19 protein-coding genes are annotated in these 23,118 nt (G+C 30.1%); 7 read left to right on the top strand and 12 right to left on the bottom strand.

Translation table 11 applies throughout. The features are described from left to right. Positions 1-6 precede the first annotated feature (6 nt). The 4 genes from BLT88_RS10125 to BLT88_RS10110 form a co-directional block, all read right to left on the bottom strand. Entirely contained in the window at positions 7-1,227 is a 1,221-nt protein-coding gene (locus tag BLT88_RS10125; RefSeq protein ID WP_091954592.1) for an NRAMP family divalent metal transporter, read from the bottom strand. A gap of 316 nt (positions 1,228-1,543) precedes the next feature. Beyond that, positions 1,544-2,107: an RNA polymerase sigma factor gene (locus BLT88_RS10120; protein WP_091954590.1), complete on the bottom strand. Its 564-nt coding sequence runs from the start codon at positions 2,105-2,107 to the stop codon at positions 1,544-1,546. Then, positions 2,098-3,201 carry a glycosyltransferase gene (locus BLT88_RS10115; protein WP_091954589.1) on the bottom strand — a complete coding sequence of 368 codons (1,104 nt, stop codon included), beginning with the start codon at positions 3,199-3,201 and terminating at the stop codon, positions 2,098-2,100. The genes BLT88_RS10120 and BLT88_RS10115 overlap by 10 nt, the downstream gene beginning before the upstream one ends. Positions 3,202-3,216: 15 nt before the next feature. Continuing rightward, positions 3,217-3,420, bottom strand: a complete 204-nt coding sequence (locus tag BLT88_RS10110) for a membrane or secreted protein (RefSeq protein WP_091954587.1) — start codon at positions 3,418-3,420, stop codon at positions 3,217-3,219. Between the two features lie 359 nt (positions 3,421-3,779). Between BLT88_RS10110 and BLT88_RS10105 the strand changes: the two genes are divergently transcribed. The 3 genes from BLT88_RS10105 (at position 3,780) to BLT88_RS10095 (ending at position 5,805) form a co-directional block, all read left to right on the top strand. Continuing rightward, positions 3,780-4,550 (top strand): YHYH protein, encoded by a 771-nt coding sequence (locus BLT88_RS10105; protein WP_091954586.1) that lies wholly within the window; start codon positions 3,780-3,782, stop codon positions 4,548-4,550. A 99-nt stretch (positions 4,551-4,649) separates the two neighbouring features. Further along, a complete protein-coding gene (locus tag BLT88_RS10100) occupies positions 4,650-5,156 on the top strand; it encodes a toxin-antitoxin system YwqK family antitoxin (RefSeq protein WP_157691203.1) in 507 nt (168 codons plus the stop codon). A 1-nt stretch (position 5,157) separates the two neighbouring features. Then, a complete protein-coding gene (locus BLT88_RS10095; RefSeq protein ID WP_091954583.1) occupies positions 5,158-5,805 on the top strand; it encodes an SCO family protein in 648 nt (215 codons plus the stop codon). Between the two features lie 6 nt (positions 5,806-5,811). Here BLT88_RS10095 and murB read toward each other — a convergent pair whose 3' ends face one another. Beyond that, entirely contained in the window at positions 5,812-6,822 is a 1,011-nt protein-coding gene (gene murB, locus BLT88_RS10090; protein WP_091954581.1) for a UDP-N-acetylmuramate dehydrogenase, read from the bottom strand. Further along, complete coding sequence (locus tag BLT88_RS10085) at positions 6,823-8,013, bottom strand: pyridoxal phosphate-dependent aminotransferase (RefSeq protein WP_091954580.1); 1,191 nt, start codon at positions 8,011-8,013, stop codon at positions 6,823-6,825. It lies immediately after the preceding gene. A 203-nt stretch (positions 8,014-8,216) separates the two neighbouring features. On the opposite strand from BLT88_RS10085, the gene BLT88_RS10080 reads away from it, so the two are divergent. Continuing rightward, on the top strand, positions 8,217-9,509 hold the full coding sequence (locus tag BLT88_RS10080; protein ID WP_231959974.1) for an aspartyl protease family protein: 1,293 nt from the start codon (positions 8,217-8,219) through the stop codon (positions 9,507-9,509). A 1-nt stretch (position 9,510) separates the two neighbouring features. Here BLT88_RS10080 and BLT88_RS10075 read toward each other — a convergent pair whose 3' ends face one another. After that, positions 9,511-9,921 (bottom strand): DUF1573 domain-containing protein, encoded by a 411-nt coding sequence (locus BLT88_RS10075; protein WP_091954579.1) that lies wholly within the window; start codon positions 9,919-9,921, stop codon positions 9,511-9,513. A 123-nt stretch (positions 9,922-10,044) separates the two neighbouring features. On the opposite strand from BLT88_RS10075, the gene BLT88_RS10070 reads away from it, so the two are divergent. Together BLT88_RS10070 and BLT88_RS10065 are read left to right on the top strand one after the other, a co-directional pair. After that, complete coding sequence (locus BLT88_RS10070) at positions 10,045-12,681, top strand: valine--tRNA ligase (protein ID WP_091954577.1); 2,637 nt, start codon at positions 10,045-10,047, stop codon at positions 12,679-12,681. Between the two features lie 54 nt (positions 12,682-12,735). Beyond that, positions 12,736-13,602, top strand: a complete 867-nt coding sequence (locus tag BLT88_RS10065) for an OmpA family protein (RefSeq protein ID WP_091954576.1) — start codon at positions 12,736-12,738, stop codon at positions 13,600-13,602. A gap of 105 nt (positions 13,603-13,707) precedes the next feature. Here BLT88_RS10065 and BLT88_RS10060 read toward each other — a convergent pair whose 3' ends face one another. From BLT88_RS10060 to BLT88_RS10045, 4 genes are all read right to left on the bottom strand, one after another. Further along, positions 13,708-14,709 (bottom strand): aldo/keto reductase, encoded by a 1,002-nt coding sequence (locus BLT88_RS10060; RefSeq protein ID WP_091954574.1) that lies wholly within the window; start codon positions 14,707-14,709, stop codon positions 13,708-13,710. Between the two features lie 599 nt (positions 14,710-15,308). Continuing rightward, the gene (locus BLT88_RS10055) at positions 15,309-16,955 is read right to left on the bottom strand and encodes a T9SS type A sorting domain-containing protein (RefSeq protein WP_172824305.1); all 1,647 of its coding nucleotides are present in this window, start codon (positions 16,953-16,955) and stop codon (positions 15,309-15,311) included. 436 nt (positions 16,956-17,391) lie between these two features. Then, the gene (locus BLT88_RS10050) at positions 17,392-20,289 is read right to left on the bottom strand and encodes an FAD-binding and (Fe-S)-binding domain-containing protein (protein ID WP_091954571.1); all 2,898 of its coding nucleotides are present in this window, start codon (positions 20,287-20,289) and stop codon (positions 17,392-17,394) included. 206 nt (positions 20,290-20,495) lie between these two features. Further along, positions 20,496-20,954 carry an Lrp/AsnC family transcriptional regulator gene (locus BLT88_RS10045; protein WP_091954570.1) on the bottom strand — a complete coding sequence of 153 codons (459 nt, stop codon included), beginning with the start codon at positions 20,952-20,954 and terminating at the stop codon, positions 20,496-20,498. A gap of 153 nt (positions 20,955-21,107) precedes the next feature. On the opposite strand from BLT88_RS10045, the gene BLT88_RS10040 reads away from it, so the two are divergent. Continuing rightward, positions 21,108-21,920: a DUF1338 domain-containing protein gene (locus tag BLT88_RS10040; protein WP_091954568.1), complete on the top strand. Its 813-nt coding sequence runs from the start codon at positions 21,108-21,110 to the stop codon at positions 21,918-21,920. A gap of 57 nt (positions 21,921-21,977) precedes the next feature. Here BLT88_RS10040 and BLT88_RS10035 read toward each other — a convergent pair whose 3' ends face one another. Next, complete coding sequence (locus tag BLT88_RS10035) at positions 21,978-23,081, bottom strand: bestrophin family protein (protein WP_091954567.1); 1,104 nt, start codon at positions 23,079-23,081, stop codon at positions 21,978-21,980. Positions 23,082-23,118: the final 37 nt, after the last annotated feature.

Here is a 23,118-nt window from a genome sequence, read left to right as displayed (position 1 = left end):
AAACTTTTAAATGCTTGTTAAAAACCAAACACTAAATCCTATTAAAAATACAATCCCCAGAATACTAAGCGTTTTTAAGTAAATACTTGGCCGATGTTCTTTTGGAGTATGTTTTCCAGTAATTAAAAGATAGTTTAAAACTGCATAAATAGGAGCTGTTAAAAATGATAAAATGGTAGCGATCTTCACTAAACTTCCCATATTTTTAAGAAAGAATTGTAATATGATAAATGTACCTATGAATAGTAAAATAATCCAAAACCAATAACCAAATTTAAATTCTTTATCAAACAACAATTTTGAGCTTCTATTCATTGCTCTTGGTGACGCATCTAAAGTAGTAATCGTAGTACTAAACATTGTTGTGAATGCAGCAATAGCTATAAATATATAAGAAAATTCGCCTAAGTTTTTTGTGTATAAAGTAACTAATTGTGATGCAAATTTCCCTCCTTGGTTAGAAAAGGTTTCTCCCGAATTATACATGACTAAAGCACCTAAAAGTACAAAACAAATTCCTAAAATTAGTGTACTAATATAGCCTACATTAAAATCAAAAATTGCATCTTTTGGTTTTATCTTAATAAAAGTATTTTTGCTTTTCTCCACAGACCAAATAGAATGCCAAATAGAAACATCTAAAGGAGCAGGCATCCAGCCTAGAAATGCAATTAAAAAAGTTATTTCTACTGTTCCGGATGGTAAAATTTGGCGTACATCAAAAGCTTCTTTAGAGCTAAATAAAGCAACTGAAACTGCAATTATGGTGCTCACTGTTAAGATAATTATAATGTATTTCATTAGATTATCTAGCAATTTATATTTACCAACTAATAGGAACAGGAGACTTATGGTCATTAAAAAAGTTGACCAAACGACTAGATTATTTGTAAATCCAAAAAGTTGTGAAGCTAAACCAGCGGTAACAATAGTAACTGCCGCCTGTATAGTAAACATTGTGGCAAAATTTAGCACATAATAAATTGCTAAAACACTTTTTCCTAATTTTTTATAGCCATCGAGCAGTGTTTCTCCAGTAGCAGCCGCATAACGTGGACCAAATTGAAAGAAAGGATATTTAAAAATATGCACCAATAACAAAGCCCAAAATAAACCAAACCCAAATTCTGCTCCAGCTTTTGTAGATTGCACTAAATGAGATACACCTATGGCTGCGCCTGCAAATAATAAACCTGGACCTAGAGAATTTAAGAATGATTTTTTCATTTAATTTCTAACTTTTTAATCGCTTTTCAAGTATTAACTATATTTTTTTTAATAGTGTATATTTTGGATATCTATGAAATACAGTAAAGGTGTTTTTAATTTTTATTTTCCTTAAACCTGTTAAAATATAATTTTTTAAATGGACTATTAAAAATTTCTAAACATTTTTTTATATGAACACAATTGAGGTAAGTATTATTAAGAAAATTTTCTTGCTTTTTAAAAGGTGATTTTGCTTACAATTACTGTAAAAATTAACGTTTAATTACGAAAATTACTTTGATGTACTGCCTATAAACATTTTACCATTCTTGTTTTATGACCTCTTAATAATGGCAGCTAATAACTTTTTTGCACGTAATAATTTTACTTTTACGTTATTTATTGGCTCATTAATTTGTTCAGAAATTTCTTTATAACTTAGTTCTTGAAAATAACGTAACTGAATAACCTCTTGGTATTTAGGTTTTAATTGCTTAATGTCTCTTAATAATTTTGCTAAATTCTGTTCTCTTATAATATTGTCTTCAGGTGTAGGGTTCTCATCAACAACTAAATAAACTTTTTCTTCCTGTTCAATGGTGGTTTCTATAGAAATAGAAGCGTTTTTTTTACGCAATAAATCTATGTGCACATTTTTAGAAATAGAGATTAACCAAGTTTTAAAAACATATTGATCATTAAAAGTATGAATTTTATCAAAGGCTTTAGAAAAAGTTTGAATCGTAATGTCTTCAGCATTATTTTCATTCTTAGTACGTTTTAATTGATAGTTAAAAACGCTAGTCCAAAAACTATCTAACAAAAACCTAAATGCAGCCTGATTTCCTTCTTTGGCTTTTGAAATGTTTATTTGAAGTTTTTTTTGGTTTATTTCCAATGATCTGGTTTTGAAATCAAATTTGCACTAAATATACTAATTTGAATCAATAATAAACCAATTTCTAAAAAAGGTAATAAAAAGATGATTTGTGGTTCTTTTAATTTCTTTGCAGAAATGCCCACGACAATATACTGAACTAAAAAATAAGAGAGTATAATCGCGAGTATAATTTTCCAGGGGTAAAAAAAGAATAAGGTTACTGCCAAAACATAAAAAAGTAGTTTAGAAAAATTAAAGAATCCTAAGAAAAAACGATGCTTAAATTGAATTTTTTTGATGATTCGTGTTTCTTCTTTTTTTTCTGTAAACCATTTTGAAAATGATTTTGGGGTATCAGTTTCAATAAAACTGTCCTCGGATATACAAAAAGTTGTATTTTTATTGTTCGCGGCATCCTTTATAAATAAATAATCTTCACCAGTATTTATTTTCATATGATTTATAAACCCGTTTACTTTGAAAAATTCTGATTTTTGATAGGCTAAATTGGAGCCAAAAGCCATATAGGAGGAGCCTAATTTTGTAAATCCAAAGCACTTAATGGCTGTTAACAAGTTTTCAAAACGAGTAAAAATATTTAGGATTGAATTTTTCTTTTGATATTTTTTATACCCTAAAATAATGGTCTTTTTCGAAGTGAATTTTTTACTCATTTCAGAAATCCAATATTTAGAAACAGGTTTGCATTTGGCATCAGTAAATAATAAATTGTTGTATTTTGATGCTTTTATACCTAACGTTAATGCATATTTTTTACTTCCCCAAAAAGCTTCATTATTTTCTACATTTAAAATTTTTAGGTTGGCATTTTTTTTTGTGAATAATTCTACAACATCTTTTGTGTTATCTGAAGAAGCGTTATTGATTAATACAATCTCAAATTTCGAATGTTTTTGTTCTAATATTGATGGAAGAAACTGTTGTATGATTTTTGCTTGATTTTTGGTGTAAATAATTACTGAAACTGGGACTTCGGTAATGTTATTTTTATTTTTTTTTAACCCAAAAAGAAAGGTAGAAAAAAGAATATAGTATGTGGTTTGGATTACTGCACAGGCAACAAAAACGCTGAAGACTACAGATAAAATCATTGATTTAAAAGAATATTAATTATGTTGAGGTTCTGTGCATGTATCAAACTTTTCTGATGTTTTTCCACAAAAACCACAAGCCTCTCCATTTTTGTTTAGCATTGGATTTTGACTAGCACAAGTGCCTGCAAACTCTCCATCTTTTTTTGCCCAAATTTTAATAGCAATTCCTGCAACACCAAGTGCTAATAAACCTAAAGTTAATAGTAATAATTTCATAATTAATAAAATTTATAAGTAATAAATAAATCTAAATTTTCAATTAAAATAAATGCGTTTAAACGCCTACAAAGATATAATAATACATTCAAAAAGCACCCATGTCTCTTGATAAAAATAGATACAGTACCTTTACATATATGAGCTGTTAAAAAATGTTATGATATTAAGGTATTTCAAAAAAAGATAGAAAGAAACATAAAAATATATAGTAAAGAGGAGCAAGATAAATTTATAAATAAAGCTATAAGAAATTGAAGGAAATGAGCTCTTTAAAAGTGTCATAAACGATCTTTCAGGATTTTTTTTAAAACTATTTTAATTTTTACAGTTCTAACATAAAGTTAATCATACAAAAAATGAAAAAAAATCAATTTACCAAAGACCTTTTTTTAGCTATCATAACGCTAATTATTTTTTCTTGTAGTTCTTCTGAAGGACAAGAGGATACCACAGATACAACCACAACAACTAATTATGATATTTCATCAATCCTGCCTAAGTTCGATAATATTGATGCAGTTTCTTATTCGGTTTCAGGGAATACGATTAGTTTTACAACAACAGATTTGCCAAATCATACAAGTCCTTATTGGGATGCTTCTCATCCTTTATATGAAGCTTATAATGGAACAAATTCTAATTGGAATCAGAACCCGAATTCTATTGGCGAGCAAAATATTACGTTTACAATGACTTTAAATCCAGAAGAGGCAACTACTAAAAGTGCCACTCCTTTAGGACCAATAGGAATCTCTAGAAACGGAATTGTTTTTTTTAATCAATATGCAGGACCAAACAATCAGGCTTTAACAAATGAAATAAATTCTTTTGATCAATGGCTAGGGCACCCGGCGGGGACACAATATCATTATCATATAGAGCCGAGTTACTTAACAGATCAGTTTGGTAAAGATGCGTTTTTGGGATTACTTTCTGATGGATTCCCTGTATATGGGCCAGAGGAAAATGGAACAACAGTTACGAACGCAGATTTAGACGATTATCATGGTCATACATCTGTAACGGCCGATTTTCCTGATGGAATTTACCACTATCACATTACAAACGAAGATCCATATTTAAATGGTAATGGTTTTTTTGGAACAGCAGGTACTATAACAAGATAGTTTTTGAAGTTTGTAAAAATTAACATATTAATTTTTCTTTTTTTCTTTTCTTGTGATGATACAGTTCAAGAAAACGAAAACATTTCTTCAGTCTATAAAATGAAGATTCCATCGATAGAAATTAATAAAGTTAACAATCATTTAAAACTAAAAAATGGCATTTTATATTTTGAGGGAAAACAGTATTCTGGTATCGTAAATGAGTTTTATGAGGATGAAAATATCAAATCAAAATCAGAATATTATCAAGGAAAAAGACAGGGCTTTTTTTTGGGTTGGTATAGAAATGGGGAGCAATGGTTTGAACGTTTTTATATAAAAGGTTTAAAGTCAGGTGTTCATAAAGGTTGGTATAAGAACGGAGTACAAATGTTTGAGTATCATTTTAACAATAAAGGCGTTTATCATGGGGTAGTTAAAGATTGGTATACTAACGGAATGCTCACAAAGTATTTTAATTTTGTGCAAGGTAAAGAATCTGGTAGCCAAAAAATGTGGGATTTAAAAGGTAAGTTAAGAGCCAATTTTTATACTATAAATGGAGAAAGGCATGGTTTAATTGGATTGAAAAAATGTGTAAGTGTTTTAAAAACTGAAATTAAATAGTATGAAATTTAATTCAATATTTTTTATTTTTATCTTTTTTGTTTCTTGTAAAAAAGAGACTACTATAGATAAAACAAAAACACTTCCTTTTTATAATTCAGCAGCGTTTACTCCTGAATGGATTGCTGAAAGTGATGATTCATATGCAACGATTCATACAATTGCTCCTTTTCAATTTACAAATCAAAACTCACAAAATATAACTAATAAAGATTTTAGAGGTAAAATTTATATTGCAGATTTTTTCTTTACAACTTGTCCTAGTATTTGTCCGATATTAGCCAAAAACATGAGGTCAATTCAAGAAAATTACAAGGAAGATAAAGACATTCTATTGCTGTCACATTCTGTGATGCCTTGGGTAGATACTGTAGAAAAAATTAAAAAATATGCTTTGGATAAAAAAGTAATCGATACGAAATGGCATTTGGTTACTGGTGATAGGAAGGCTATTTATAAAATAGCAAGAACATCTTATTTTGCAGATGAAGATTTTAAGAAGACTAAAGATGAAAGTGAGTTTATTCATACAGAAAATTTTGTGCTAGTTGATAAAAAAGGAAGAATTAGAGGTGTATATAATGGGACACTCGCTTTAGATATACGGAGATTAAAACGCCATATAGAAATATTAAAAAAAGAAATATAAAATTCTTTAATTGATAATATTTACTTCAATCTCCAAAGAAATTTTAAATTTGTTATACACCATTTCTTGAATTTTTTCAGAAAGCTGATAAATCTCTGTGCCAGAAGCATTTCCATAATTTACAAGCACTAAAGCTTGATTTTTGTGGACTCCGGCGTCTCCAAAACGTTTTCCTTTAAATCCAACTTGTTCCACTAACCAACCGGCTGGTACTTTAACTTCAGTGTCGGAAATTACATAACTCGGTATATTTTGATGTTCTTTCTGAAGTGCTGAAAAGTGCTGTTTGGATATTATAGGATTTTTAAAAAAACTACCGCTATTTCCTAATTTCTTAGGATCTGGTAATTTCGAATTTCTGATAGCAATAACGGCATCAGAAATATTTTTTAAAGTAGGATTTATAATTTTATTGAATGCCAACTTATCCTCAATTGCTCCGTAAGAAGTATTTAATTGGTGATTTTTTTTAGTCAGTTTAAAACTTACTGAAGTCAAAATATATTTTCCTTTTGCTTCATTTTTAAAAATCGAATTTCGATATCCGAAATTACACGCTTCATTAGAAAACTGAATCAATTTTCTTGTTTCAATTTCTATGGCTTCAACTTTAGTAATGCTGTCTTTTACTTCTACACCATAAGCACCAATGTTTTGGATAGGACACGTACCAACGTTTCCAGGTATTAGAGATAAATTTTCTATTCCTCCAAAATTATTTGAAACGCACCATACAACAAATTGATGCCAATCTTCACCAGCATTAACCGTTAGATAAACATCATTATTATCTTCTCGATCAATAGAAATCCCTTTAATATCAATATGTACAACTAATTTTTCAATATCTTTTGTGAGTAACATATTACTTCCTCCAGAAATTAAAAAAATATTTTTTTCAGCAATTAGTAATTGCTGAAGTTGATAGACTGAACCAACAGAAATAAAACGTTTGGCATTTACATCAATTCCAAAGGTGTTGTATTTTTTTAATGATATGTTTTTTTGAATAATCAATTAACTATTATATTGTTTTAAAGCTTCAGCAATAATTTCAACAGACCTAATTAAGTCTTTTTTATTTAAAACATAGGCAATTCTTACTTGGTTTTTACCTTCACCTTCTGTGGAGTAAAATCCACTAGCCGGAGCAACCATCACAGTTTCATTATTATAATTGAATTCTTCCAACATCCATTGTGCAAAATGATCAGAATCTTTAACAGGCAATTCTGCAACACAATAAAAAGCTCCTTTTGGATTGGCAACTTTTACACCTTCTATCTTGTTTAATTCTGTAATTAAAGTATTTCTTCTTTCAACATACTCTTCTTTTACATCATCAAAATAACTTTGTGGGGTGTCTAACGCAGCTTCACTTGCAATTAATGCATACGTTGGCGGACTTAAACGTGCTTGTGCGAATTTAATGGCAGTTTTTATAAAGTTATCATTTTTTGAAACTATACAACCAATTCTCGCTCCACACATGCTGTAACGTTTAGAAACCGAATCTATGACAATAGCATTCTGTTCTATACCCTCTAAAGACAATACAGAGGTATGATGCAAGCCATCATAGGTAAACTCTCTATAAACTTCATCAGCAATTAAATATAAATCGTGATTTAAAACAATTTTTTTCAGTTTTTCAATTTCTTCTTTTGAGTATAAGTAACCTGTTGGATTCCCAGGATTACAGATTAAAATTGCTTTTGTCCTTTTTGTGATGAGTTTCTCAAAGTCTTCAATTTTCGGTAAAGCAAAATTATCTTCAATTTTAGAAATTACAGGCACTACGGTCACTCCAGAAGCAGTAGAAAAACCATTATAATTTGCATAAAAAGGTTCTGGAATAATAATTTCATCACCAGGATCCGTGATACTTCCTATCGTAAAAAGTAATGCTTCAGAGCCACCAGTGGTCACAACAATATTATCTGCAGCAACATTGATATTATTATTTATATAATAATTGGCAAGTTTATTCCGGTATTCTTCAGAACCTTCAGATCTTGCATACGCTAATGTTTGTAGCTCGTTATTTTTAACCGCATCTAAGGCAACTTGTGGTGTTTTTATATCTGGTTGGCCAATATTTAAATGAAAAACTTTTGTTCCTCTTTTTTTAGCATCTTCTGCATATGGCACCAATTTTCTAATTGGTGATTCTGGCATTTGTAATCCTTTTTTAGATATAGAAGGCATAATAATTGATTGGATGATTTAGATGCAAATTTGCGAAATATATTTTATATCTGCATTTTAATTTCAGAATCTTTAAAGGTTAAATATTTGCTAAAAGCATAAAAACCATAGCATATAATTGTATCTTAAGGTTAAATCTTTAATATTTATTTTTTTTGAAAAAAACTCTGATACTTTTTCTTATTTTATTTTTCAACTTTTCTTTGTCAACAAAAGCACAAAAAGGTTTTCATTTTCTGGATAAAAGTAAAAATCATCAACGTGTAAATTTTGAGTTGATTAATAATTTAATAGTGATTCCTTTAAAGATAAATGGCAAAAAATTATCTTTTATTTTAGATTCAGGAGTAAGTAAAACTATTTTATTTAACATCACAAAAAATGATAGTATTGGACTTAAAAACGTTAAAAAAGTGCAGCTGCAGGGTTTAGGAAAAGGGGAGTCTGTAGATGCGTTATTGTCATATAAAAATAGTATTTCCCTTAAAAACATAGTGAATAGTAATGAGACTATATATGTAATCTTACAAGATCATTTTGATTTGTCTGGCAAAATGGGAAAGACAATTCACGGAATAATTGGCTACAATATTTTAAGCCATTTTATAGTAAAGGTAAATTATAAATTTAAAAAAATTGATTTTTATAACCCGGATACTTATACTTACAAGAAATGTAGAAAATGTGAAGTTTTTCCAATTCAAATGTATAGAAGAAAACCGTATATACAAGCCGAGGTTCAGTTAGATACAATTGGCAGTGAGTTGACGTTTGTTAAGTTATTAGTAGATTCAGGCGGAAGTGATGCTATTTGGCTATTTGAGAATACAAAAAAAGAAATTAAAACACCAAAGCGTTTTTTTAACGATATTTTAGGGGAAGGTTTAAGTGGTGCCATTTATGGAAATAGAAGTAGAATCCCGAAAATTAAACTAGGTGCATTTGAAATTCAAAATCCAACAGTGTCTTTTTTAGATTCAGTATCTACTAAAAATGCAAGAAGTTTTCAAGAAAGAAATGGCAGTATTGGTGCGGGTATATTAAGAAGATTTAAAGTTTGGTTTGATTACCCTAATAAAAAAATAATGCTAAAAAAGAATAGTTGGTTTTCTAAGGGGTTTAATTATAATATGACAGGATTAGATGTTGTTTACAATGGAAAACAATTGGTAAAAGAGCAAGTGGCGGTATCTAATTTTGACGGATATCAAAGGCAATCAGAAAAAAAGAATGCAATTAGTTTTATTACTAGCTTTGCTTATAAGTTTAAATCTTCCTACAGAATAAAAAATGTTATTAAAAATTCTCCTGGAGATAAAGTAGGGTTAAAAAAAGATGACATTATTTTAAAAATTAATGACAAACCAGCTCATGAGTTAACGATGAATGATATTATCTTAAAGTTTCAAGAAAGAGACCAAAAGAAAATAAAAATTATTGTGAGTAGAAATGGTAAAAAATTACAATATGAATTTCGTTTAGAAAAAAAAGTTTAACCTAATCTCTAAAATTAGAGAGCATACTTTTCTCCTTTTGTAAAGAAACTCCTTTATTTACAATACCTTTAATTTTAATCACTTTTCGTGCATTTTTTGCATTCGAAAAAATTGTGATTGCTTTAGAAAAACCGCCAACTCTTTTCGTATCATAAGAAACTTTAATTTCTCCTTTTTCGCCTGGCATAATTGGCTTTTCAGGTTTTTTAGGCACTGTGCAGCCACAAGAAGATTGAATGTTTTTTATAATTAAAGGTTGAGTACCTGTATTTGTAAAAATAAAAACTCTTTCGCCATTAGATCCTTTGCTAATTTTTCCATAATCAATAGTTTCTTTTTCAAATTTAAACTCTTGAGCGCTTGTGGAAAAAGAGATAAAAAATACTACTAATAAAGTTCCGAAAGTTTTCATAATTACTTTTTTACATGGTAAAATTAACGTTAATAATTTGTTTTAAAAAATCAATCACTAATTTTCTCGACAAAATAGATAATTGTATTTTTGCCAACGATATTTAAAAAACCATTCCAAAGTATGACAATTCCATCTAAATATGATGCAAGCCAGGTAGAAGATAAATGGTATGACTACTGGATGAAAAATAATTATTTTCATTCAACACCAGATGAGAGAGAGCCTTATACGATCGTAATTCCGCCACCAAACGTAACAGGTGTCTTACATATGGGACATATGTTGAATAATACAATTCAAGATGTATTAATTAGACGTGCTCGTTTGTTGGGTAAAAATGCTTGTTGGGTTCCGGGTACAGATCATGCATCAATTGCTACAGAAGCAAAAGTTGTTGCGAAGTTAAAAGAGGAAGGAATTAATAAAAGCGATTTAACGCGAGAAGAATTTTTACAACATGCTTTTGATTGGAAAGATGAATATGGAGGTATTATTTTAGAACAATTAAAAAAGTTAGGTGCTTCTTGTGATTGGGAAAGAACTGCTTTTACAATGGATCCAGAAATGTCTGAATCTGTCATTAAGGTTTTTGTTGATTTATATAATAAAGGTTTAATTTACCGCGGTTATAGAATGGTAAACTGGGATCCTGAAGCTAAAACTACACTTTCTGATGAAGAGGTAATTCATGAAGAAAGACAAGGAAATTTATACTATTTAGAATATAAAATTGAAGGTTCAGAAGATACCTTAACGATTGCTACTACAAGACCAGAAACTATTTTTGGCGATACTGCAATTTGTATCAACCCAAACGATGTGCGCTTTAGGCATTTAAAAGGGAAAAAAGCAATTGTTCCTTTATGCAATAGAGTTATTCCTATTATTGAAGATGAATATGTTGATGTTGAATTTGGTACCGGTTGTTTGAAAGTGACGCCTGCGCATGATGAAAACGATAAGAATTTAGGAGATAAGCACAAGTTAGAAGTGATAGATATTTTTAATGATGATGCTTCTTTAAATTCCTTTGGATTGCATTATCAAGGAAAAGATAGATTTGTAGTTCGTAAAGAAATTTCAAAAGAATTAGAAGAAAAAGGGTTTTTAGTCAAAACTGAAGTTCATACAAATAAAGTAGGAACCTCAGAAAGAACAAAAGCTGTAATAGAACCAAGATTATCAGATCAATGGTTTTTAAAGATGAAGGATTTAGCAAAGCCTGCTATTGATGCTGTTTTAGGAGAAGATGCTGAGATTAATTTATATCCAAAAAAATTCGAAAACACATATCGTCATTGGATGGAAAACGTTCGTGATTGGAATATATCTCGTCAACTTTGGTGGGGACAACAAATTCCTGCTTATTTCTATGGTGATGGAAAAGAAGATTTTGTTGTTGCGGAAAGTATGGAAGAAGCATTAATTTTAGCACAGGAAAAGACTAAAAACGATGAACTAACAGCGAACAATCTACGTCAGGATAGTGATGCGCTTGATACTTGGTTTTCTTCTTGGTTATGGCCAATGTCAGTTTTTGACGGAATCAGAAATCCAGAAAACGAAGAAATTAAATATTACTATCCCACAAATGATTTAGTTACTGGGCCAGATATTTTGTTTTTCTGGGTAGCCAGAATGATTGTGGCGGGATACGAATATAAAGATGAAAAACCTTTTCAGAATGTTTATTTAACAGGATTGGTAAGAGATAAGCAAAGGCGAAAAATGTCTAAATCTTTAGGTAACTCGCCTGATGCTTTAAAATTGATTGACGATTATGGTGCAGATGGTGTAAGAGTTGGACTACTGTTGAGCTCTGCTGCTGGAAATGATTTAATGTTTGACGAAGATTTATGTCAGCAAGGAAAAGGATTTGCAAATAAAATTTGGAATGCTTTCCGCTTGATAAAAGGTTGGGAAATTGATGGAAGTTTAGCGCAGCCAGAAACTGCAAAAATTGGTTTAGAATGGTATGAAGCAAAGTTTCAAAAAACATTAGCAGAAATAGAAGATCATTTTTCTAAATATCGCTTGTCAGATGCTTTAATGGCAATTTATAAACTAATTAATGATGATTTTTCTTCGTGGTTATTAGAAATTGTTAAACCAGCATATCAACAGCCAATAGATAAGAAAACATTTGATGCAATTATTATTGTATTAGAAAATAATCTAAAAGTATTGCATCCATTTATGCCATTTTTATCGGAAGAAATTTGGCAATATATAGCAGATAGAACTCCAGAAGAGGCATTAATTATTGCGAAATATCCAGTAGTTAAAGATTTCAATGCTAATATTATTAGTGATTTTGAATTTGCAACTGAGGTTGTTTCAGGAATTAGGACAATTCGAAAAAATAAAAACATTGCTTTTAAAGACACTATTGACTTGTTTGTAATTGATGTAGAAAAGAATTCAAATAAATTTGATACTGTTATTCAGAAACTAACAAACACGTCAACAATAAAACCTGTTTCGGAAAAAGTAGATGGAGCCTCATTTAGAGTGAAATCAAATGAATATTTTGTACCAATTTCTATTGAAAATATTGATATAGAAGCAGAAATAAATAAATTAGAAGGGGAATTAAAAAGAGCAGAAGGTTTTTTATTCGGAATCACAAAAAAGTTATCTAATGAGCGTTTTGTAGCAAATGCGCCAGAACAAGTAATTACTTTAGAGCGTAAAAAAGAAGCGGATACAAAGGCAAAAATTGAAACTATTAAAAGTAGTTTAAAATCACTTAAATAAATTGATAGATTTACAAACAAGAGTTTATATTTGCTAAAAATTAAATTAAAACTAATGAAGAAAATAATTATCCCTATTACCGTAATGTTTTTATTAGTAGCGTCATGCGTTTCTAAAAAGAAATACTTAGAATTAGATGAAAAATTAATAAATACCAAAGCTAGTCTTCAGAAAACAACAATTGAAAAAGAAAGACTAGAAGCTAAGTTTAGAAGTATTGAAAAACGCGTAGAGAATTACAATAATAAAATTAATTCTTTAAGAGATGAAAACGTAACTTTAGAAAGAAGTAATTTAGGCTTTACAGATGATGATATAACCGTTTTGTCTGAAAAGCAGAAAGTTGAATTAGGAAAAACGTTATCTAAGATTGATGCGAAAAAAGTTGCTCAAGCTAAAACATTGAAGGATTCTATAAATTTGGCTGTAGACTATAAGGTGAAAAAATCGATGCGTTCTGCAGGAATGTACTCAGAAGAAGATATTAATATCAACATAGAAAATACAGTTGTTATGATCTCAGTTTCGAACAAATTATTGTTTGCATCGGGTAGTTTTGACGTAAATAAAAAGGCGAATCCTTTATTGCAGAAAATAGCAGATGTTATTAATTCAGAACCTAGTATGGATGTAATGATTGAAGGTCATACAGACTCTAAAACATTAAATAACCCTACAAATGCTCTGAAAGATAATTGGGATTTAAGTGTAAAAAGAGCCACGGCTATTGTTAGACTTTTAGAAAAAAAATATTTTATAAAGTCCAATAGATTAATTGCTGCAGGTAGAGGAAGTTCTATGCCCTTAGTTAAAAATAACTCTAAAGAAAACAGAGCAAGAAATCGTAGAACACGAATTGTTATTTTACCTAATTTAGATAAGTTTTTTGCAATGTTATCTTCAGACCCTGATACAAAATAATAAAATAAAAAATAGATTAAATTTATAAAGCACTCATTTCGAGTGCTTTTTTTATACATTTTAGCGCACTAATTTATAAATTAAGTAACAAAAATGTTTTCATATTTAGGAACTAAGAATTTCATTAATTTTAGTCAGCTCGTCATCAAAAAAAGAAGTAGTTTCAATGGCTTTTAAACTGTCTAAAATTTGTTCAGTTTTACTAGCGCCAATTAAAACAGAGGTAATTCTATCATCCTTTAAAATCCAAGAAATTGCCATTTGTGCTAAAGTCTGATTTCTATTTTTGGCAACTTCATCTAATGCCTTAATTTTTGGAAGCATTTCTAAAACTTGATTCGTATTTAAAAAAGGGCTATCCTTCACCGCTCTTGAATCTTTTGGCAATCCATTAATATATTTATCAGTTAACATTCCCTGTGCTAAAGGGGAAAAGCAAATAGCACCAACTCTTGAGCTTTCTAATACATCTAATAACCCGTCTTCAATCCAACGATTAAATAGGTTGTAATTTGGCTGATGAATTAAACATGGAGTTCCTAAATTTTTCAAGATTTTAAAAGCCTTTTCAGCTTCTTTTGGTTGATAATTAGAAATACCTACGTACAAGGCTTTTCCTTGTCTAACCATTAAATCTAAGGCACCCATAGTTTCTTCTAGAGGCGTATCGTAATCGGGTCTGTGATGATAAAAAATGTCAACATAATCCAATCCCATTCTTTGTAAACTTTGATCTAAACTAGCCACTAAAAATTTTTTAGATCCGAAATCTCCATAAGGACCAGGCCACATTCCATAACCAGCTTTTGATGATATAATCAATTCATCTCGGTAATTTTTAAAATCTTTTTTTAATATTTTTCCAAAATTTATTTCAGCAGATCCAGGTGGAGGACCATAATTATTAGCTAAATCAAAATGTGTAATTCCATTATCAAAAGCACATTTTAAAAGATTTCTTGCGGTATTTAAATTGTCGTTATCTCCGAAATTATGCCATAAACCAAAAGAAAGTTCAGGTAATAATAGACCGCTGTTTCCGGTTCTTCTATATTTCATTTTTTTATAGCGATTTTCATCAGCTATATATTTGCTCTTTTTACTCATATTATTATATGTTTTCTAAATTACGATAACACAAAAAAATTAATTTTAGGAATATCTATAAACAAATACTAATGCGCTATACTTTCAGTATTTTCTTTTAAAATAGATTCTACGAAAATTAATACAAAATAGCTGATGCGAAATTAACATCTACTTTAGTTCTAACAAAGTACCTGCAAGTTGAATTAATTTTCTTTTAAAGAGCAGCAAAATACAAACTTCTTAAAGATTATGTTCTTAAAGATCTTAATTATTAAAAGGTAATTGTAAAAACAAAAACCGACTATGTTTTAGATACTTCGATATCTAAAAATAAAATAAATTATGTTTAGATATTAAGTTGTTTTATATGCCAAAGATAATTTTCTGAACATAAATTAGAAAATTAAAAGCACTTTTTCCAAATAATTTATTGTTTTAAACTCAGTGTTTTAGTGAGTTTGTTTTAAAAAGAAGCTCATTTTCTTTTAGATAAGACTTATAAATACCTGAGTAAATAAAATCTCCGAGAGTTAAAACTCTCGGAGACTTTAAATTAATTTTTTAAAAAATTAAATAAGAATAACATAATAAGATTGTCAATTGTACATTTTATTCATTTAATTTTTTACAATTTTCATTGTTTTACTACCGTTTTCGGAGTATACCTTAACAATGTAAACTCCTTGGCTTAAATATTTTGTTTCTATAGAGTTTAAATTTGTTCTAACCTCTTTTATTTTATTACCAAGCAAAGAATATATTTCTACTTTTGTTAATGGCGATTTAGAATTAATATACAAAACATTATGAACAGGGTTAGGATACATAGCGATACCTTTTTCAAGAGACTCCTCTGCAACTTTAAGGATACCTGTTCCGGCAGATCCAGGACTTGCATAGATATTAACTCCTTCATAGATTCCAACGAAATCTGTAGCATCTCTCCAATTTGCAGGATCACTATTATCAGATAAAGGGTCTATAAGTTCCATAGAATATCCAAGTCCTATAGCACCTTGTGGCCATTCACCACCTATGTTATAGGTTAATGAATCTATCACGATTCCTGAATGATGCTGTGTGTTTTCAATATAAAGTAATTCAGCTTCATCATTACTTAAATTTGCACCTTTCCATTCAAAAGCAGGTACTCCAAAAAAAGCACTGAATGCCGCTGCATCTTTAGCTGTAACCCAATAAGCACCAGGTTCCAAGGTGTATTCTGGTAATTTACCACTAGCGATACCTCCTTTTATTCTAAGACCTCCTAATTCTATAGGTGTCTCCGTAATATTAAACAACTCTATAAATTCAAGTTTATCTTCCTGTTCGGCAGGTGGTTCATCATACATGATTTCTGTTATAACCAATCCTTCTGCTAGCGGGTTATGGATTAATTCAGCAATACTAGTCTCCATAACATTTCCTGCAAGATCTTCAATATTTGCGATTTCGAGTTCGTAATATTTTCCAATACTAATGCCGGGATCTAGGGTAAGGGTTATAATGTCTGAGGCTTTAAGAGTTACGTTACTTACAATTGGCATATCAAAAGCGCCTTCTAAAAAAGTATAGTTATCAGCCGAGAATAGATTGGCGGTAGTACTCACGGCTTCACTAAACTGTACCTCTATTTCAGTGGTACTTATAACTGATGGATCTAGCACTAGAGGAGGATAAATGTCTTCGTCTGCGGCAAAAATAGTTATATCATCAATAAGAACTTTGGGTGGTACTCCTTTTTTAGCACCTGACTTCGCTAAGAAATGCAATACAACATTTGGCTCATCAAAAGCATCAGAATGCAGCGCATAGGTGTATTTCTGAAATGGCGTATCCTCGTTTGAAAAACCAAGCTCGCCTCCACCCATAAGAATTTTAGGGCCAAAGGTTTCCCCACCATCTGTGGATACTTTTAAATAAAGTTTCAAGTGTTTCTGATCACCTGTGGCTATCGTTGAAGCCCAAAAATCAGCTACAACATTCTCAAGACCTGTAAGGTTAAGATTAACTTGGACAAATACTTCTACTTCTTCTTCTTCCTCACCTTCGGCAGCAACAGGCCAAAGCCCTAATGATTTTCCACCATCTCTGAAAGTTGTGTTGTCTTGGAATATTCTATAATTATCAACATAATTTCCAAACCAATTAGGTATAAAATAGATGCTGTCCCCTTCAGTGAAGACTGGGTCTTCAAATCCTTGTTCGTAAGGAAATTCGGTTATTTGCCCAAAGCTTTTTGGGCTAAAACAACATAAAAGCAATACGAATACTAATAGTGTAAGTTTTTTCATGATTTTTAATTTAAATATTAATTTTTTTGATTTAACAATCTTATATTTCTTTAACAAAAATAAATAGGAAGTTTCAAGTATAAAATGACCCAGATCAGTCACAATATTTTTTTCAAAAGATTAATTTTTAAATGAAATTGAAATATTTTATTGAAGTCGTAAAGACTTTATTGAGAGTAGAAAAGGTTTAATATTTGAGATTCATGTTGATTCTTTTCTCCCTCTTTTGGAAGACATCATACATGACAAAAAGTAGAAAAAAATAGTGTTCATAAAATTATTGATTCTAAACACCTTATAGGTTTTGCCCTTAAAAAGAGGTTTTATAAAATAAAAGAGAATAAAATAGTGAGTCTTAAGCTAAAAATAAACTAAGAAAATGAATTTTTCTTAGTTTAGTATTCTTTTAATTTAAGGCTTCTTTCAACAATGTTATAGGATGTTTTGCAATGCGTTTTGTGCCATCAAAAATTTGATGTCTGCAACTTGTTCCAGCCGCTGCAATTTCTGTTTCCGAACTACAATTTCTAATCTTCGGAAACAAAGTATCTTCACCAACTTGCATGGAAATAGCATAATGTTCTTTCTCGTATCCAAAAGACCCGGCCATGCCGCAGCATCCAGTGTTTAGTATAGTTACAGAATAATTTTTAGGAATATTCAACATCTGAAAACTGGCATGCGTTCCAGATAATGCCTTTTGGTGGCAGTGACCGTGAACCTTCAATGTTCTAGGCTTTGTTGTAAATAAACTAGTATCTATATTTTTATTTTTGAACTCTTTGGCTAAAAACTCTTCAAAAGTAAAAGTGTTTTTAGCTATTTTTTTCGCTGAAAGCGTATCGTCTGCCAATCGAATATATTCATCTTTAAAAGTTAAAATTGCTGAAGGTTCAATTCCTATCAATGGAGTTTTTTCAGTAATAAGATCTTTAAAAATGCTAATGTTTTGATCACAAACTTTTTTGGCTTCTTTTAAAAAACCTTTAGAAATATAACTTCTTCCGCTTTCTTCGTGATTTATAATTTCTAAATTATAACCTAATTTTGCTAACAAGTGAAAAGCATCTTTACCAATTTCGACATCGTAAAAATTAGTAAACTCATCACAAAATAAATATATGGTTTTAGTGTTTTTTGATTTTGGTTGTTTTAAAAACCATTTTTTTAATGTTTTAGGAGCTAATTTTGGAACAGTTCGTTCTAAAGCAACTCCCATAAAAGATTTTGCGATCGATGTATTTAAAACTAAGTTTGATAAAGCAGGTACTATACTTCCTAGTTTATTGAGTTTTGCATTATTGGCAAACAATTTACTTCTTAATGGATACCCATTTGTTTCTTGATATTGAAATAAAAACTCAGCTTTCATGGTCGCAATATCTACATTACTTGGGCATTCAGAGGCACATGCTTTGCAGCTTAAACAGAGATCTAAAACTTCTTTCAGTTCTTTAGAATCGAATTTGTTTTTAGCCTCATTATTTGTTAAAACTTCCCGTAACATATTTGCTCTTGCCCGTGTGGTGTCTTTCTCATTTTTGGTAGCTCTATAACTTGGGCACATCGTTCCACCTGCTTCTGCAGGTTTTCTGCAATCTCCAGAGCCATTGCATTTTTCAGCTAATTTTAAAATTCCCTCGCTATCAGAAAAATCTTGAATCGTATCTATTTGTGGCTCTGTTCTATCAATTTCATAACGGAGGTTTTTGTCCATCGAAAAAGCATCTGTAATTTTTCCTTGATTAAAAATATTGTTTGGATCGAAAGCTTTTTTAATGCGTCTTAATAACTGATAATTTTGTTCGCCTATCATTAACGGAATAAATTCTGCGCGCACAATACCATCTCCATGTTCTCCACTAAAAGAGCCTTTGTATTTTTTTACTAATTCAGCGGTTTCAGTAGTAATTTTTCTAAATAAAACAACATCTTCCTTTTTCTTTAAATTCAAAATCGGACGTAAATGCAATTCACCAGCTCCGGCATGAGCATAATAAACGGCATTTTGCTGATATTTATCCATAATTTTACTGAATTCTTCAATATAATTTGGCAAATCTTCTAAAGCCACAGCAGTATCTTCAATACATGCAACAGCTTTTTTATCGCCTATCATATTTCCTAGTAATCCTAAACCTGCTTTTCGTAAATGATGTACTTTAGCAATGTCTTTTCCAAATACTTTTGGATGATGGTACCCAAAGTTATTTTTTTCTAAATCTGTGATTAAATTACTTGCTAAAACTTCTGCTTCTTCAATAGTATTTGCAGACACTTCTAACATTAATACTGCTTCAGGATCTCCTTGTAAAAAGAACCTATTTTTTGCTTGTTCTCGGTTACTTTTTGTACAATCTAAAATAGTTTTATCCATTAACTCACAATTATATAAATTGTGATTCATTGCCGTAACAGTGGCTTTTAAACTCTCTTTAATAGTTGTAAAGTGGCTACAAACCATAATACTTTCTTTAGGAGCAACATCATCTAGTTGTAAAGTGATTGCAGTCGAAAAAGCCAAGGTTCCTTCACTTCCGGAAAGAAATTTTGCGACGTTAATCGTTGGTGATTTTCCTCCAAATAAATCAGATATCAAAAATTCATCAACAGCATAGCCGGTATTTCTTCTATGAATAATCTCTTTAGGAAATTCATTTTTGATTTCATGTTGGTTTTCTTTAGAAGAAAGTTCCGCATAAATACTCTTATAAATCTTGCCTTCTAAAGTGTTTTCTTTTGTTTTTTTTATAAATTCTTCAGAAGTAATTTCTTTAAAATTTGCAGAGCTTCCGTCACTTAAAATAGCATCAATTTCTAAAACTTTATCGCGTGTAACACCGTATTTTATAGATGTACTTCCCGAGGAATTATTACCAACCATACCACCAATCATACATCTGTTCGAGGTGGATGTGTTTGGACCAAAAAATAAACCAAATGGTTTTAGAAAAAGATTTAATGAATCTCGAACAATTCCTGGTTGTAAAGTGATTTTTTTTGCTTGTTCATCAAATGAAATAATATCTGTAAAATGTTTAGAAACATCCACTACAATTCCGTCTCCAACACATTGTCCTGCCAAAGAAGTTCCTGCTGTTCTAGGAATTAAAGTAATGCTGTTTTTTATAGCAAAATCAATTAAAGTCTTGATGTCTTTTTCATCCTTTGGAAACGCAACAGCCAAAGGAATCTTGCGATACACAGATGCATCTGTGGCATAGATTGATTTTTGTAAATTATCGAAAAGAACATCACCAGAAAGTGAGTTATGTAAAGTGTCTAAGTTAGAATTATCAATCATTAGTTACCTATAAAAATGAGTGCTATTTATAAATACAAATATGACAATAATAATTTTTAAATATGTAAAAACTAGGGGCTAATCTAAAATTTTATGGATTTTATTATTTAAATCTTTACAAAGCATTTTTTTTTCTATTAATGCATGGTTTTTGCTTTTTTTTCGCAAAGTTCATAATTTGAGAAGGCTGAAATGTAAGGCTTTGCTTATTCAATTGAAATATTTCTTTTAAAACCAGTGTCAAAACAGATAAATGTATCAGTACCAGCAACCCCATTGATTAGATGTACTTGTTCATATAAAATATTTTTTAAGTGTTCATTATCGCGAGCAAATATAAGCGCGAAAATGGCATAATTTCCAGAAACATAATTACATTCTGTGACTTCTTTAATTTTTTCTAATGCTTCCATTACACTTTTTGCAAAACGTGCTTCCCTTAGTCGGATTCCGGTATATGATTTCGTTTTATACCCTAGTTTTTTTTCATTAAGAATAAATTCAGCATTTGTTACCACACCTAGTTCAGTCAATTTTTTAATTCGTTGATGCACTAAAGAATTTGATACTTTTAATTCACTTGCAATTTGGGAGTAGGCTTTTCGAGCGTCTAATTGTAGTTTTTGTAAAATTTGTTTATCGATATAATCAAATTGATTTTCCATGATAAATATTGTGGATTATTTAAAGTTAAATTAATTTTATTTTAATCTATTAAAATTAATTTAACTTATTATGATAAATAAAAAAATAAAATTACTTAAAATTTGTCTATAAATAAAGTAATCTATTTATTTTTGTTCAAAAATTTTATATACATGGATACTATCCAAATTTTTGAGAAATTGTGGAAGGAATATACAGAAAGAACACCTTCCGCAAAAAGAATTAAAGACTTATTTGAAAGCAGAGGAGATGTGGTTTATAATGATCATGTTGCCTTTAGAACTTTTGATGACGATCGTGTAAATATTAAAGTGTTAGCGGCTCCATTTATAGAGGCAGGTTATATAGAATGTGGGGATTATCATTTTGAAAAGAAAAAATTATATGCTAAACATTATGAGCATGCGACTAATAAAAACTTACCTAGAGTTTTTATAAGTCAATTATTAACTAAAGAGTTTTCTTCAGAATTACAAGAAATAGTAAAGAACATGATTGAGAGTATCGCTTTAGAAGAATTACATCCGTCAGATTTGGTGTTTAAGGGACGTTTATGGGACCAACCTTCTTTTGAAATTTACCAAAAACTACAAACAGAAACTGAATATGCAGCATGGCTCTATGTGAATGGGTTTTGCTCGAATCATTTTACAGTTGATGTGAATAGATTAAGTTCTTTTGATACTTTACAAGAAGTGAATCAGTTCTTAAAAGACAATCATTTTAAAATAAATACATCGGGAGGAGAAATTAAAGGAACTCCTTCTGAGTTATTAGAACAGTCTAGTGTTTTAGCGGATAAAATACCCATAGTATTTAAAGAAACTACCAAAGAAATTACGTCTTGCTATTATGAATTTGCATTTCGTCATGCAATGTATAATGGCGAATTATATTCTGGTTTCATAGCAGGTTCTGCAGATAAGATTTTTGAAAGTACAGATATGAAATTACAAGAAGTGTAAATCTTAATTTCATGAAAACAAAAAAAGACGGATGTTTTAATTTCCGTTTTTTTTGTTTTACATAACAATATCATTCTTCCAAATATAAGGTTCCGGTATATCTTTGTCGTTTATCAACTGACGAATATCTATTTCTATACCTCTACTTAAATCTGTTATTGGTATGTCATTGACGCCGCCTTCAAAAGGATTCTCTGTATTTTCTCCAATTTTTTCCATAGTATGAAAAACCCAAGATAATAAAGCACTGAAGGGTATTGAAAACCAAACAAAATGATTAGCTATAAATTCTTGAATAATATGTCTCAAATTTGTACTAGATGAATGCTCCAATAATTCTTCCATAATATGACTTCCAATAGCTTCAAAACTTTGCATAATTCCAAAGGGTAAAAGAAAGATAAAAATCCAAACAAAAATATAGTTTAATGTTGCATACTGTCTCGGATACGGAAAGTTCTTAATACGTTCAGATTTTCCTTGTAATGTGTAAAACTCAACTAAGATATTCATCATTTCCATGTGCCTGAAATCTTCAATAAAACCCTTGTTCATTAACTCTTTTAAACGTTTAGATTGTATTCCTAAAAGTTGAGATGGTTTGTTCCCTTTGCTAAAAATTTCTTCAAATTCTTCTTCAGAAATGTATGATTTTATAGCCTCCCTAATGGGGATTCTATCTTCAAAAACTAAATAATGGTTTTCTCTAAAAGCTGCATTTTGTTTATCCTTTTTTAAATGAGTTTCCCAAGGCTTGTCTCCTCTCATTTGATAACGTAAAGCTGTTAGCCAGGCAATATGTCTGTGAACTAACTCTTTTTTTACAGCTTGTAATTCATCTGCAGAAAGAAGTGTTTTTGCATGTGTATTGTCAATGAAATCTTTGACCATAATAGTCCAAGATCTAGATGTATTTACAATGCCTCCCCAAATTTTACGAGCTTCCCACAAGCGGTCATAGGACGCATTATTTTTAAAACTGATTAAAAAAGAAATTGCAGTTCCAAAAACGCCTAATGGTAACCAAGGTACATTCAGCCATTTTAGCCCAACGATATCAAATAAAATAACCGGAATTGTGCCAATTAATATGAATAAGAAGATTTCTCTTTTAGTCCATTTCAGCATCCCTTTTATTGGGAAAATACGTTTGATATACATAATTTTTTATATTATTGTTAAAGAACCAAATATAACC

The sequence above is a fragment of the Polaribacter sp. Hel1_33_78 genome, assembly GCF_900106075.1.
Classification (GTDB): domain Bacteria; phylum Bacteroidota; class Bacteroidia; order Flavobacteriales; family Flavobacteriaceae; genus Polaribacter.
Note: the sequence above shows the minus strand (reverse complement) of the source record. Positions and strands in the feature narration are given on the sequence as shown.

Bases quoted from the DNA above. Each gene is read 5' to 3' on its own strand.
- BLT88_RS10035 (WP_091954567.1), bottom strand. From the start codon at position 23,081: ATGTATATCAAACGTATTTTCCCAATAAAAGGGATGCTGAAATGGACT.
- BLT88_RS10110 (WP_091954587.1), bottom strand. From the start codon at position 3,420: ATGAAATTATTACTATTAACTTTAGGTTTATTAGCACTTGGTGTTGCA.
- BLT88_RS10115 (WP_091954589.1), bottom strand. From the start codon at position 3,201: ATGATTTTATCTGTAGTCTTCAGCGTTTTTGTTGCCTGTGCAGTAATC.
- BLT88_RS10105 (WP_091954586.1), top strand. From the start codon at position 3,780: ATGAAAAAAAATCAATTTACCAAAGACCTTTTTTTAGCTATCATAACG.
- BLT88_RS10075 (WP_091954579.1), bottom strand. From the start codon at position 9,921: ATGAAAACTTTCGGAACTTTATTAGTAGTATTTTTTATCTCTTTTTCC.
- BLT88_RS10050 (WP_091954571.1), bottom strand. From the start codon at position 20,289: ATGATTGATAATTCTAACTTAGACACTTTACATAACTCACTTTCTGGT.
- BLT88_RS10085 (WP_091954580.1), bottom strand. From the start codon at position 8,013: ATGCCTTCTATATCTAAAAAAGGATTACAAATGCCAGAATCACCAATT.
- BLT88_RS10095 (WP_091954583.1), top strand. From the start codon at position 5,158: ATGAAATTTAATTCAATATTTTTTATTTTTATCTTTTTTGTTTCTTGT.
- BLT88_RS10070 (WP_091954577.1), top strand. From the start codon at position 10,045: ATGACAATTCCATCTAAATATGATGCAAGCCAGGTAGAAGATAAATGG.
- BLT88_RS10125 (WP_091954592.1), bottom strand. From the start codon at position 1,227: ATGAAAAAATCATTCTTAAATTCTCTAGGTCCAGGTTTATTATTTGCA.
- BLT88_RS10040 (WP_091954568.1), top strand. From the start codon at position 21,108: ATGGATACTATCCAAATTTTTGAGAAATTGTGGAAGGAATATACAGAA.
- BLT88_RS10065 (WP_091954576.1), top strand. From the start codon at position 12,736: ATGAAGAAAATAATTATCCCTATTACCGTAATGTTTTTATTAGTAGCG.
- BLT88_RS10100 (WP_157691203.1), top strand. From the start codon at position 4,650: ATGAAGATTCCATCGATAGAAATTAATAAAGTTAACAATCATTTAAAA.
- BLT88_RS10045 (WP_091954570.1), bottom strand. From the start codon at position 20,954: ATGGAAAATCAATTTGATTATATCGATAAACAAATTTTACAAAAACTA.
- BLT88_RS10060 (WP_091954574.1), bottom strand. From the start codon at position 14,709: ATGAGTAAAAAGAGCAAATATATAGCTGATGAAAATCGCTATAAAAAA.